Below are 13,700 nucleotides of genomic sequence, written 5' to 3'. Positions count from 1 at the left end.
CATGACTGAATCCACCGTACGTCCGCCAGCAATCGAACCCGCCGATCTCGTCTGGCGGGATGGAATACCGGAGTCGGCCCGGTTCGGGGACGTCTACTTCAGCCGCGATAACGGCCTGGAAGAAACCCGCTATGTCTTTCTGGACCACAACAACCTGATCGACCGTTTCCAGGTAGTGCCTCCGCAAGGTGCGTTCGTGATCGCGGAGACCGGCTTCGGCACCGGCCTCAATTTTCTTGCCGCCTGGCAAGCCTGGCAAGAGCACCGGCCGGATAACGGATCCGTACTGCATTTCGTCTCCGCCGAGCGCTACCCACTCACACGGGATGATCTCAAGCGCGCCCTGGACCTCTGGCCCGAACTGGCACCGCTCGCTGCGGAACTGTTGGCGCGTTACCCGTCCCTGGTCCGGGGTACCCACCGCCTGGTACTGGATGAAGGCCGGGTGCGCCTGACCCTGCACTTTGGCGATGTACTGGAAGCCTGGGGGGCTCTGTCATTCTCTGCCGACGCCTGGTTCCTGGACGGTTTTGCTCCGGCCCTGAACCCCGACATGTGGCTGGACCAGGCCATGGCGCTAATCCGCGAGCACAGTAAACCGGGCACGACCCTGGCGACCTTTACCGCGGTGGGCAGAATCCGCCGGGCGCTCGAGGACGAAGGCTTCGAGATGCGCAAAACACCGGGCTACGGACGCAAGCGGGACATGATCGCCGGGGTGCTGCCTGGCACCGTTTCCAGCAATTCGCCTGCCCCTGCCGGTACCGTGGCAATCATCGGTGCGGGCATCGCTGGCACCCTGCTGGCCCGGAATCTGGCCAGTCGCGGTGTGGCGGTCACTCTCATTGATGCGGAAGAAACTGCCGGTGCCGCGGCCTCCGGAAATCTTCAGGGCGCAATGTATGTGAAGCTCGGCGTCGAGTTCAACGCCCAGACAGAACTGGCCGTCTCCGCCCTGACCTTCAGTCAGCGCGCCTACGAACCCTACCGGGATTCCTTCTGGCACACGACCGGCCTGCTACAGATGGCGTGGAATCCTCAGGAACAGGACCGGCAGGCTCGTTTCCTGGAGCGCAACCAGTATCCCGAAGAGCTTCTGTACCCTGTGGACGCGGCCACCGCCTCCGAACTTACCGGTACTTCCGTCGCCAACGGTGGGCTCTGGTTCCCCAATAATGGCTGGCTGTCACCCGGCAGCCTTTGCCGGGAGCTGGCCCGTCACGCCCTGATTGATTGCCGATTCGGCACACGGGTGGAACGGCTGATGCCCTGCAACGGCAAATGGCACCTGTCCAGCCTTAATGGCGCCGACATCATCGCAGAGAGTGTGGTGATCGCCGCAGGCCACCAAACGGCGGAACTGATTCCGCTCAAGGGTGAATATCGGTTCAAGGCGATCCGGGGCCAGGTAACCCACCTCCCCGAGGAAGCCATCCGGGCACCCAAGGCGGTTATCTGTGGCCAGAAATACCTTAATCCGTGCCAGGACGGCTTGGCCGTGACCGGGGCCACCTTTGACCTTCACAGCGCCGACCCCACGGTCACCCGCGAGGCCAACGCCGAGAACCTCCAGCAGCTCGGCGACATGTTGCCGGGCTTGTTTGCTGAAGACGAAAGCAACGGGGATTTCGAGGGACGCGTCGGCTTCCGCTGCACCACCCACGATTACCAGCCGGTAGCCGGAATGATGGCAGACTGCAACGGGCAGTCACTTGAAGGTGTCTATCTGCTTAGCGGCCTGGGGAGCAAGGGGCTCACCTACGCGCCGCTTCTTGCCGAGTACGTGGCGGACCAGCTCACCGGGCAACCGGCCTGCCTGCCCGCGACACTCGCCCACAGCGTCCGGCCGGACCGGATATGCCGGCGCCGGGCCGGCTGACACCTCAGTTCAGGGGCGTCAGCAGCCGCCCCTCGGGACTGAGCAGGGTAATCATCCGGTCGTCCCCCGAACGCACCAACGCCGTGATTTCGTCGTCCCGGTAATTGGCGAGTCGCTGTACAGACGTCTCTCCGGTCGTCAGTTGGAAGCGCCACTCGTTGCGGAACTTTGGTTCGCTGTCATCCGTTGCGGTCGGCTCGACCAGCGAAATGCGGCTGACGATGCCCTGGGTCTGGCCGGATGAAGGAACCGCATCTCCGGTGAAATTGCCGGTGGTATCGCCTCCGGCCACCATATCGCCACCGAATCCGGTCAGGGCGTGGAAAGACTCACTGGATGCGTCCGCCGCGTCGTTCAAGGTGAACCCCCTGCTCAGGCCTCCGGTCGGGGAATAGGACAGCAGGAAGCCCGCCTGACTGGACAACGGCTCACGCACCAGGGTTTGAACATCGTCCTCGCCGGTGGCGACGGAGTACTCCCCATCACTCGCGCCCAGCAGCCAGAGGTGATTCCCACTGAACAGGCCGGCCGTGACCGACTCATCACCAGCAGTTCCCACCTGATAGACGGTCGGCGTGGTTGACGCCCCGCCGTAGGAATAGAAATAGGCATCCTCCCCGCCGATCACCTGGGCACCACCCACGGAACCTGCAGCCGAGCCGAACAGCATGGGCGACATGGACAGCACCGAACTGCCCGCCACGGCATCGTCGCTGGCAGATCCCACCTGTCGGGTCCAGGCGACTTCGGGCACCGGCGTGTCGCCGTCCAGCACAGTATCAATCCGTTGCAGGAAGCTGTCTACGCCACCGGCCGAACTTTGTCCGGGCCAGGTTCCGGTGGTTTCACCGGACAGGATCACATAGCCGGAATCCGGATTGATCCCGGCATCCCGGGTCCGGTCGTTACCAGAGGTGCCACTGCGTAGCGTCCAGTAAGGAACGTACTCGCCACCGTTCAAATCACCGTTGAACAAGAATACGGAGGCAATGACGTCCTCAAGGCCCATATCTACTTCCGCGCGATTTGCCCCCGGAATGTTCTCGTCAGTGCTGTAGGCAACCACGAACTCATACCGGTCCACCTTGGTGTTGTTCTCGGTAACCTTCCTGTTCACCACACCAATGACCGGGGACGACGGCGCAAGACTGACACCCTCCGGCGTAACGCCTGCCTCCTGTAGCAGGTTGCCTTTCTGGTCAAAGATCCGGACCTTGGCCCGGTTGCCGTCGGCACTGTCATAGCCGGCCAGGAAAAGCCGGCCGTCGTGACCAAGGGCCATATCCGTGGGCAGGAAACCTCCGCCCGCCGGCAGAACGATCGGTGCTGTCAGTTCATTCAGGCTGATACGCAGCAGATCCTCTGACGCCGGCCGTGCAAATCCCTCGCGTCCGGCCTGGTAGGCCTCGTCCAGAGCCATCTGGATAAAACGGTCGTCCAGACCCGGGTTGGTGTAGCTGTCCGCAGGCACACGGACACGGAGGGTGACCTGATCCTGATCCGCCGGAAAACTCAGGGTTGGATTCTCCACCCAGAGCCCGGCTTCCTGCTGCTCGATCACAAACTCGCTATCAAGTCGCGCGGTGGAACTTTCGGAGTGGATCAGGCGGGCCTGCACGATTCCTTCCCGCTCGCCGGTCAACCTGGCACGGTATTCCCGGGCATCCCCCACGTTCAGGGTGTCCCTGAGCCCGCCGTTCAGGGTTTCCAGGGACACCACCGGTTCGTTGTCATCAATGGTCACGGTGGCCTGTACCCCGCCGTTGTTAGGGCCAAGCCCGGCAAGGCCGGAGCGGACCTCGGTGAGGGTCAGATGTGCCGACTCGGAAAGCTCGGCAAAACTGTCCTCCACCACTTCGAGGCGGATATAGCATTCGGTGATTCCCGGCTCAAGGGTGACGACTCCCCGGGTCAGATAGCCATTGTCATCCGCTTCGTAGGAGAGGTAGCCGAGCGGATCGCCGTTTTCATCCACGGGCGCCGGAGAGCCGGTGCCGAGGCCTACAATGTCCTTACCGATGATGGCGTCGCTGGCATTGGCAGCACTGAAATCGCAACGCTGGTGAGGCGCGGTGCCGGTGAACGACGGATCACACATGCCGGGATCGTATTGGGAGCTCAGTTCAAAGGCGACGCCAACCCGGGTCACCGAGGGCTTGTCGAGGGTCACCTTGACGGCGACCTGACGGGTAGGCAGGGTGACTTCCTTTTCGCCATCAACCGCGCCGGAATCGTCGTAGGTATTGATGGTGAAGGTATGTTCTCCCGGCTCGGACAGATCCGGCACCGCGCAATGCTCCCCTCTCGGAGTCGCAAGTTCCGGTACCTCACCCTCGGTGAAGTTACCCGCCTCCAGAGCCAGGGGGTTGTATCGCACTTCAATATCAAACGGCGCAGTACCGGCCAGGCTGCCATCTGTGGTCACCAGGTTGATGTCTTCGGTCTTCCCGAGATCCGCCTCACCCCGACTGCCCCCGGTCAGGCCGGGCACGCCGTACATGATCACACCCTGGCGAGCCTTGTTGCTGATGTCCTCCAGCGCCAGCCAGGACGGAGCGTTGGTCAGGCTGTAATCGAGAATGCCTTCCCCCCCGTACGCGCCCCAGTTGTAGTAATACTCCACGCCCAGGTAGGCGTTGGTCGGCGGTGCCCCGAGGATGGTTGGCTGATCCGGGTCTTTCTCGGTTTTACAGCCAACGAGAGCAGTCAGGAGAAGTATCAGGCCGGTAAAGCGGAGACCGGAAGCGATGCGGGAACAACTATCGGCGCACATGGAAAAGTCCGTTTCGGAGCGTTGTTATTATGGGTGTGAGCCGGCGATCGAGCCTTATTTACACACCGTTACAGAACAACGCCATGGTAGCCAATTTGTCGAAGACGGGATCTGCGCGAGTTCTCAGATTCGCTGCCCGTAAACCGTCCTGGTCTGCGGGCAGCTGCGCGTTTGTGATGCAAGGCTCAGCCTTCGAGGCCGTGCTCTTTCAACAGCTTCAGCAGGCCTTCCTCGTCAAGAACCGGCACGCCCAACTGCTCGGCCTTGGCCAGCTTTGAGCCGGCTGCCTCGCCCGCTACAACACAGGCAGTTTTCTTGGAGACACTCCCGGCGACTTTCGCGCCAAGGGCTTCCAGTTTCTCCCTGGCCTCGTCACGGGTCATCCCAGACAGGGTGCCGGTGAGAACCCAGGTCTCGCCCTGGAGCGGTTTCTCGCCCTGCTCCACCACCTCTTCCTGCCACCGGACACCGGCGTCCTTAAGAGCCTGGAGGGTTTCCTGGTTATGGGATTGATCGAAGAAGCTTCGGATATGCCCGGCGACAATGGGGCCCACGTCCGGCACTTCCTGCAGCGCCTCTTCGTCCGCATCGGCGATGGCCTCAAGGGTTCCGAAATGACTGGCCAGGGCCTTGGCCGTCGCCTCGCCCACTTCCCTGATACCGAGCGCATAGAGAAAACGCCAGAGCACCGGTTCCCGGGAGCCCTCGATGGCCTTGACCAGGTTACTGGCGGACTTCTCACCCATTCGTTCCAGACTGGTCAGGTCCCTGACCTTGAGGTGATACAGGTCGGCCACCGTCCTGACCATGCCACGATCCACCAGGATGTCGATCCACTTGTCGCCCAGCCCTTCGATGTCCAGGGCCTTTCGCGAGGCGTAATGGCGGATGGCCTCTTTTCTCTGGGCCGGGCAGTACAGACCGCCGGAACATCGGGCCACGGCCTCGCCTTCAATCTGGATGACGTCGGAGCCGCACACGGGACAGGTCTTCGGTAACTCCACCGGTTTGGCGTTCTTCGGGCGTTTGTCCGCCACCACCTTGACCACCTGGGGAATCACATCCCCGGCCCGCCGGATGAACACGGTGTCCCCGATGTGAACATCCAGCCGGCGAATCTCGTCCATGTTGTGCAACGTCGCGTTGCTCACCGTGACGCCGCCAACAAACACCGGCTTGAGACGCGCCACCGGGGTCACGGCGCCGGTACGGCCAACCTGGAATTCCACGTCCTCGATGACCGTCAACTCTTCCTGGGCCGGGAACTTGTGGGCAATGGCCCACCGGGGCGCCCTGGACACAAAGCCCAGCCGCTGCTGGAGATCCAGACGGTTGACCTTGAACACGATGCCATCGATCTCGTACGGGAGGGAGTCCCGCTTTTCCATCAACTCGTTGTAGGCCTCAAGGCATTCTTCCACACCCTTGGCCTTACGCATTTCCGGATTGATCCGGAAGCCCCAACGCCTGACCTGCTGCAGACCGTCCCACTGGGTATCCGGCAGGAGACTCTCGTCAGCGACGGCCACACTGTAGGCACACATTTCCAGCGGGCGTTTCGCCGTCACCGTGGATTTCTTCTGGCGCAGACTGCCGGCGGCGGCGTTACGGGGATTCACGAAGGTCTTCTCACCCCGGTCCGCCAGCCGCTGGTTGAGCTTCTCGAAGCCGGCCTTGGGCATGTAGACCTCGCCCCGGACTTCCACCATCTCCGGCACATCGTCACCACGCAGCTTGAGCGGCACCGAGGGTATCGTACGGATGTTCGCAGTGATGTCCTCGCCGCTGTAGCCATCGCCCCGGGTGGCGGCCACGGTCAGCGAACCGTTCTCGTAGTGAAGGCTGACAGCAAGGCCATCGAGTTTGGGCTCGCACACGTACTCGATTTCGCTGTCGGTATCGAGACGGTCACGAATCCGCCGGTCGAAATCCCGGAGCTCTTCTTCACTGAAGGCATTATCCAGGGAGAGCATCGGTAGCCGATGAACCACTTCCTCGAAACTGGTCTCGGCGCTGCTGCCCACCCTCCGGGTCGGAGAATCGTCGGAGGCGAGTTCGGGGTAGTCTCCTTCAAGCTGCTGCAGCTCCCGGAACAGACGGTCGTATTCCGCGTCCGGAATGCGGGGATCATCCAGGACGTAATAATGGTAGTTGTGGTCCTCGATCTGGGACCGGAGTTCTTCAACACGCTTGATAATGTCGGGCGTGGCTTTGCTCATCAATGGGCACTCTCGGCTGTCACAAAAATGCCCGGACCAGTGCCGGGCATTACGCTTTCGGTGTTACGACCCTCAAACCCGATGGGATCGCTGCTTGCGCTCGAACTCGCGGATGCGCTGGCGACAATGCTCGATGGTCTGCGGCGTCATCACGCTGCGCCGTTCGTCCTTGAGTTCACCTCCCAGGTTACGAACCACCGCCTGGGCGGTCTCCAGCATGAAATCGAAGGCCTGCAGAGGCTTCGACGGACCGGGCAGGCTCATGAAAAAGCTGATCCCCGGCGTCTTCATACCCGGAATGTCGGAGGGCTTGAAAGTGCCGGGCTCCACGGCATTGGCCACGCTGAACTGCACCGGGCTGGTGGTGTCCGCTTCCTCGTGGCGGTGGTAGATATCCATGTCGCCATGTTCAAGCCCACAGGCCTCGAACAGTTTCTTGAGGGCCGGGCCAGAGAACTCCTCGCCACTGCGGGCGAGTATGTTGATCACAATCACTTCCCGGGCCTCGGGACGGTTGGCACCCGCCAGTGGCTGGTCAGAACGCCGCGCGGTGGGGGTTCTCCGGGCGGTGTCCTCCTCAACCTCGCTGGTGACAATCGGGGGCGCATTTTCTGTCTCTGCGTGCCTGGCAGAGCGGGGCTCTTCAGTGACCTCTGGCTCTGCAGGCCGGGGCGCTGGTTCTGGCGCCACGGTGCGAGGCTCGCTTACGACACCATCATCAACCGCTTCATCGTCACGGGCGCCCCAGCCGGCGTCCTGGATGTAGTCATCCTGATCGGCGGACGACAGACGCTCGTCCTCCGCCATTTCGGGTTCAGGCTCGGCGGGCTGTTCGGGCTTGCGAGTTTCCTTCGCCGGCCGGGTCGGTTTGGGCGGCGGGTTGCCAAAGCGGCTGGATCTTTCGGGCTTGACGTAACCCCGCTCTTCCAGAACGTCACGGGAGATCGTCCGGGCTCCGCCATTGGGCAACTCGGGGTTGTACTCCTCTTCGAGGGGAGATTCGTCGAGGTCATCCGCACCCATCCCCGACGAAATGGCCATGGACTCTTTCCGAGCCCGGCGCATCCGACGAATACCATCTATCACGATGCCGAGAATAACCAGGGTACCTATGGCGATTAACCATTCCCTAAGAGACATAGTGCTGTCGTCCTGTCTGCAGGTTCAATAATGTTGCTACTCTAAGAAAAGCCTGTAATGAATACAACGCACAGCCGGGCCAGATGGCATATTTGTCATCCTTGATGGCATTTCAACCAGTGCCGGCATCAGGCCTCGGCCAGGGCTGCCGCCTCTTCCACATCCACAGACACCAGCCGCGAACAACCCGGTTCATGCATGGTCACACCCATCAACTGGTCCGCCATCTCCATGGCGATCTTGTTGTGGGTAATGTAGATGAACTGCACCTGCTTCGACATCTCCTTGACCATATTGGCGTAGCGGCCGACGTTGGCATCGTCCAGAGGCGCATCCACCTCATCCAGCATACAGAAAGGCGCCGGGTTGAGCTGGAAGATTGAAAACACCAGTGCGATCGCTGTCAGGGCCTTTTCACCACCGGAGAGCAGATGGATGGTGCTGTTCTTCTTGCCCGGCGGCCGCGCCATAATGGCGACGCCGGTTTCCAGCAGATCCTCACCGGTCAGTTCCAGATAGGCATTACCGCCCCCGAACACTTTCGGGAACAGTGCCTGCAGGCCGCCGTTGACCTGGTCGAAGGTTTCCTTGAAGCGCTGGCGGGTTTCCCGGTCGATCTTCCGGATCGCGTTGTCCAGCGTTTCCAGGGCTTCCATCAGGTCTTCGTGCTGGCTGTCCAGATAGGTCTTGCGCTCGCTCTGGACCTGGTATTCCTCGATGGCCGCCAGGTTGATGGCACCCAGCCGCTGGATCCGGTTGCCGATCTTCTCAAGCTCGTCGGCCCAGTCCTTCTCATTGGCCCCTTCCGGCAGCTGCTCCAGTATTTCCTGCAGTTTCACATCCAGTTCCGTGAGCTGCTCGATGTGGTTGCCGGAGCGGATCTCCAGTGCCTGTGACTCCATCTTGAGTTTTTCCAGCCGGGCACGGACATCCTGGATCTCATGGTCAATGCGGCTGCGGGCCTGTTCCTTTTCACGGACCTCCCGGTCAATCTCTTCCAGGGAGTCCCGGGCTGCACCCAGTTTTTCCTCTTCCGCCAGTCGACGGTCCAGCAGGCCCTCGAGCTGCATCTGCAAGTCTTCCATGGGCTCTTCGGCGTTCTCCCGCGCTTCCCGCAGGATCTCGAGGCGCTCCTGGATCCGCTCCTTCTGCAGCTGCATCCGATCAATGGTCTGTTTCAGGCCCTCACGCTGACTGTTCAGGGTCTGAAGCTGCAGCTGCAGCTGGTGGGCATGGTCCCGGTCGTGACGGGCCTCCTGGCGCAGTCGGTCCAGGTTCTCCCGGAGCGTGTCTCTCTGTTCCAGCAACCTTTCCTTTTCCTCGTCACTGTCTTCCGTGGAAGCCAGTGCCTGCTGCCATTCCTCCCGGGCCATCTGCAGACTTTCCTGCTGGTCCTCAAGACTGACAGCCACATCCTCCCGATCCTCGGTAATCCGTTGCAGCCGGGCATCGATCTGTTCGGCCCGGGCCTTGAGCCCGGAGATCCGGGAGCCGAGGCTGCTGAGTTCCCGCTCGGCATCGGACAGTTTCGCCTGGGCGTCCTCGCGGGTTGCTTGCGCCCGCTCGGCGCGCTCCTGGAGCTGCTCCAGACGCTCATTTGCCGTCTCCATGGCTGCCTCGGCGCTGGCAAGCTGTTCCGTCAGTTCGGCCACTTTTTTCTGACGCTCGATGACCCCCACCTGACCGGCATCCGAGTCCGGCATCAGGATCCAGTCACGGGCGACCCAGATACCTTCCCGGGTGATCAGACTCTGCCCCGCGCCAAGGCTCGCGCGCGTGGCCAGGGCCTCATCCAGGTTTTCAGCGGTGTCGATTCCGTCGAGCATCGCGGTGACCGCCGGCACACCAGAGACCCTTGCGGCGAGCCCGGTACCAGTGCCGGCATCCCCGGAACCGTCATCCACCACTGCCAATCCCCGTGGGGCCTCCGCCATGGCACCGGAAAGTCCGGAGATGCCCGGCAGCGCAAGCCCCTGGGTGAACCGGCCGATGACCTGCTCCACGGCGAATTCCCAGCCGTCGTCAATCCGCAGGCGTGAGGCCACACGCGGAGCGTCCAAAAGGTCATGGTCGGAGAGCCAGGACTGAAGCTGATCGTCCTGACTACCCAGTTGTTCGTCCAGCAATGCCTGCTGGGATTCAAGGGACGCCCGAAGGCTCTGGACCCGCTGGCGCTCCTCAGACAGGGCATTTTCGGCCTCGCGCTGCTGCTGGCGGGCTTCGTAGAGTTCGTCCTGGATATCCGCGATGCGCTCGGAGGCTTCTTCCCGCTGGAGCTCCAGAGTTTCCTGTTGCTCCAGCAGGCCTTCCAGTTCCGCCCGGTCCATCTGGCCTTCGAGCAGTTCACGCTCGTCCTCCAGTTTCCGGCTCCGGTTCCGCAGCTGTTCGATGGCGTCTTCCAGAGAGCGGATGCGGGACTGGGCCAGCTCCGCCTGACGGCGCGCATCGGAAGAGCGGGTACTAAACTCTTCCCACTTGTGCTGCCAGTCGCTCATGGCTTCTTCGGCCTGCTGCAGCTTCTCGCCTGATTCCTCGGAGCGGATGGCCAGGGCTTCCTGTTCCGGCTCCATCATGTCCAGCTCTTCCTGGATACCGGCCAGCTTTTCTTCGTCCTGCTCCAGTTCCCGCGCCAGCTCACGCTCGTTGGCCATGGCCTGGTCCAGTTCCGTGGCGGTCTGGCGGCTACGCTCGCGCTGGTGTTCCAGGCTCTGTTCGATACGGGCAATATCGGCGCCGGCCTCGTAGTATCGGGCCTGGGCGCGATTGAAATGTTCGGTGCGGTCCTGATGACTGTCCCGGAGCGATTCGAGAGCGGTTTCCAGGCTCACCCGTTCGGTCAGCTGTTTTTCCAGTTCAAGCTCGGTATCCCGGATCTTGCCACGCCAGGTCTGCAGGTCATTATCCAGGGATTGCCAGCGCAGCACCGTCAGCTCCGCCTTCTTCTGGCGCTCTTCCTGCTTGTAGGCCTTGTACTTCTCGGCGGCAGCCGCCTGGCGTTCCAGATGTTGCAGCTGGCGAGCCAGTTCATCACGCAGGTCAGTCAGGCGCTCGAGGTTTTCCTGGGTGCGGCGGATCCGGTTCTCGGTTTCCCGACGCCGTTCCTTGTACTTGGAAATTCCCGCGGCTTCCTCGATATAGACCCGGAGTTCTTCCGGTTTGGCTTCGATGAGCCGGGAAATCATGCCCTGCTCGATGATGGCGTAGCTGCGAGGCCCCAGACCGGTACCCAGGAACAGATCGGTGATGTCACGGCGGCGGCATTTCGCACCATTCATGAAGTATTCGGACTGGCCTTCCCGGGACACCCGACGGCGCACGGAGATTTCGTTGAAGCGGACAAATTCGCCGGGCGCCGAGCCGTCGCTGTTGTCGAACACCAGTTCGATGGAGGCCTGGCCAACGGGCTTGCGGGCGCTGGAACCGTTGAAGATAACGTCGGTCATGGATTCGCCACGGAGGTACTTGGCGGAACTCTCCCCCATGACCCAGCGAACCGCGTCAATGATGTTCGACTTGCCACAGCCGTTGGGCCCCACCACCGCGGTCATGTTGGAGGGGAAAGGTACCGTGGTCGGGTCCACAAAAGACTTGAAACCGGACAGCTTGATGGACTTCAGGCGCATATCAGGCGCTCTCCTCGTCCCTGAGAATACTCAGGACCTGCTGGCGCTGGTGCTCGCCGAAGGCCTGGATGGCCGCCTGGAGACGGTCGGCATCGCCGGCGGTAGCCGCATCCGCCAGCTGGCGGAAGAAGGTTGCCGTCTCGTCAATCTCTTCCCGGAAATGTTCCAGCGCCACAAAATAGGTACGGCTGATGGCCGGCCGGAAGTTCTCCAGGGTTTCCTCGAGGAAAGGATTCTCCACCAGACGGTAGGCGTAACGCATGACACCGAAGCCGGCGTCGATCACCTGTTCCGCCGCATCGGCACTGTTGGAGTTGAGGGCGTCGATCACCGCCTGCAGCTCCCGGACCTGGCCCATGACGCCGCCCAGTTCCTCGCCGGACCAGCGCTCAAGGACTTTGCGCCCCAGCATGCACAGGAGATCGATGTAGATATCGTAGAGGTTGTTGACGCTGTCGGCGGTCAGGCCCGAGACCACGGCGCCCCGGCGGGGAAAGATTTCCACCAGGTGCCGGCGCTGCATAATCAGCAGGGCCTCTCGGACGGAGCCGCGGCTGACGTTCAATTCGCCGGCGACCTTGAGTTCCTGGATTCGCTCGCCTGGCTTGAGATCACGGGTGATGATCCTCTGCCCCAGGTGCTGGGCAATCTGTTCGGACAAACTTTCAGGAGCCTGAAACCTCATAAATTCTGGCGCTCACTTCCCGGATGAATACAGTCACAAGCGCTGGAGTTTAGCACAGGCTTGCACCGGCCCCACCCCCTTGTCCGACATTTTGATTGCCCCACTCCGGATTTTCCGGACCGCGCGCCCAGCCTTACTTCCGGGATTGGGGTCGACGGCGTGCTTTCGGCTTTTCTGGAGCGGAATCAGTAACCTGCCATTTATTCGCGCCAGGCTTTTTGCCGGGGCGGGACGGCGCCTTACGCCGACGGCGGTCATGGGCGGCCTGTTCACCAGGGGTTTTGGCAGGAATCTCGACAGGATCCAGCCCGACCGTCCGGCTCAGCAAATCCACCGCCTTCTGATCCAGCTCTTCCCATTTGCCCACGGTCAGGCGGCTGGGCAGGAAGATCGGCCCGTAACGTACCCGCTTGAGCCGGCTCACCTTCACGCCCTGGGATTCCCAGAGCCGGCGAACCTCGCGCTTGCGGCCTTCCATGAGGGTCACATGGAACCACTGGTTCGTGCCCCTGCCACCAGCCGGCGTAATGTCCGTGAACTTTGCCATTCCGTCTTCAAGCAGCACGCCTTCCAGCAGGCGCTCGATCATGGCCTCGTCCACCTCACCGAAAATCCGCACGGCGTATTCCCGGTCGATCTCGCTGGACGGGTGCATCAGCCGGTTGGCCAGCTCGCCGTCGGTGGTGAACAGCACCAGACCGGTGGTATTAATGTCCAGGCGGCCGATGGACAGCCAGCGGTGGTCCTTCAGCCTCGGCAGCCGGTCAAACACCGTCGGCCGGCCTTCCGGATCCTTGCGGGTAGTCACCTCGCCTTCCGGCTTGTTGTAGATCAGTACCCGACGCAGCACCTCGGCGGCACCGGCTACGTCCAACCGCTTGCCATCCAGCTCGAAGCGGTCTTGTGCCGTGGCTTTCTGGCCAGGGCTGACCGGCTGACCGTTGACGGTGAGCCGACCGGCTTCCATCCAGCCCTCAATCTCCCGGCGGGAGCCGACACCGGCCCTGGCCAGGAGTTTCTGGACCCGCTCCGGCGTCTCCGGGCCGCTGGTTTCCTGACGGTTTGCTGAGCCTTGGCTTGGTCGATCTGACGCCATGGTTAAATCCTTGGTAATGACTGACGCTTATGTGGGGTCAGTGAATGGTCTGCTGACTGGATTCGGGGGATTCGAACTCGATCTCCCCCTGCATGTTCTTCTCGATTTCCCGGCCGATTTCCTCGAGATCCCGCACTTCCGACAGTGGCGGTAGCTGATCCAGGCCGGTCAGGTTGAAGTAATCCAGAAACTGTTTGGTGGTGGCGTACATGGCCGGGCGACCGGGCACGTCCCGGTGGCCGACAACGCGCACCCACTCTCGCTCAAGCAGGGTACGAATGATAT

At 62.0% G+C, this 13,700-nt stretch carries 8 protein-coding genes; 1 reads left to right on the top strand and 7 read right to left on the bottom strand.

What is annotated here, in order from left to right; genetic code table 11:
* Position 1: 1 nt before the first annotated feature.
* On the top strand, positions 2-1,879 hold the full coding sequence (gene mnmC, locus ACESMW_RS02595; protein WP_372985523.1) for a bifunctional tRNA (5-methylaminomethyl-2-thiouridine)(34)-methyltransferase MnmD/FAD-dependent 5-carboxymethylaminomethyl-2-thiouridine(34) oxidoreductase MnmC: 1,878 nt from the start codon (positions 2-4) through the stop codon (positions 1,877-1,879).
* Between the two features lie 4 nt (positions 1,880-1,883).
* Here the strand turns inward: mnmC and ACESMW_RS02590 are convergent, their stop codons facing one another.
* The 7 genes from ACESMW_RS02590 to scpB form a co-directional block, all read right to left on the bottom strand.
* The gene (locus tag ACESMW_RS02590) at positions 1,884-4,652 is read right to left on the bottom strand and encodes a hypothetical protein (RefSeq protein ID WP_372985522.1); all 2,769 of its coding nucleotides are present in this window, start codon (positions 4,650-4,652) and stop codon (positions 1,884-1,886) included.
* Between the two features lie 185 nt (positions 4,653-4,837).
* On the bottom strand, positions 4,838-6,871 hold the full coding sequence (ligA, locus tag ACESMW_RS02585) for an NAD-dependent DNA ligase LigA (RefSeq protein ID WP_372985521.1): 2,034 nt from the start codon (positions 6,869-6,871) through the stop codon (positions 4,838-4,840).
* A gap of 72 nt (positions 6,872-6,943) precedes the next feature.
* Complete coding sequence (zipA, locus tag ACESMW_RS02580; protein ID WP_372985520.1) at positions 6,944-8,011, bottom strand: cell division protein ZipA; 1,068 nt, start codon at positions 8,009-8,011, stop codon at positions 6,944-6,946.
* A gap of 128 nt (positions 8,012-8,139) precedes the next feature.
* Positions 8,140-11,634, bottom strand: a complete 3,495-nt coding sequence (gene smc / locus ACESMW_RS02575) for a chromosome segregation protein SMC (protein ID WP_372985519.1) — start codon at positions 11,632-11,634, stop codon at positions 8,140-8,142.
* 1 nt (position 11,635) lies between these two features.
* Entirely contained in the window at positions 11,636-12,295 is a 660-nt protein-coding gene (locus ACESMW_RS02570; protein WP_372985518.1) for a GntR family transcriptional regulator, read from the bottom strand.
* A gap of 157 nt (positions 12,296-12,452) precedes the next feature.
* Positions 12,453-13,415, bottom strand: a complete 963-nt coding sequence (gene rluB / locus ACESMW_RS02565; RefSeq protein ID WP_372985517.1) for a 23S rRNA pseudouridine(2605) synthase RluB — start codon at positions 13,413-13,415, stop codon at positions 12,453-12,455.
* 37 nt (positions 13,416-13,452) lie between these two features.
* The coding region (scpB, locus tag ACESMW_RS02560; protein ID WP_372985516.1) for an SMC-Scp complex subunit ScpB at positions 13,453-13,700 on the bottom strand (248 nt) is incomplete at its 5' end.

It is taken from the genome of Marinobacter sp. (assembly GCF_041690455.1).
GTDB lineage: Bacteria > Pseudomonadota > Gammaproteobacteria > Pseudomonadales > Oleiphilaceae > Marinobacter.
The sequence above is the reverse complement of the archived record's forward strand: the minus strand, read 5'-3'. Positions and strand labels throughout refer to the sequence as shown.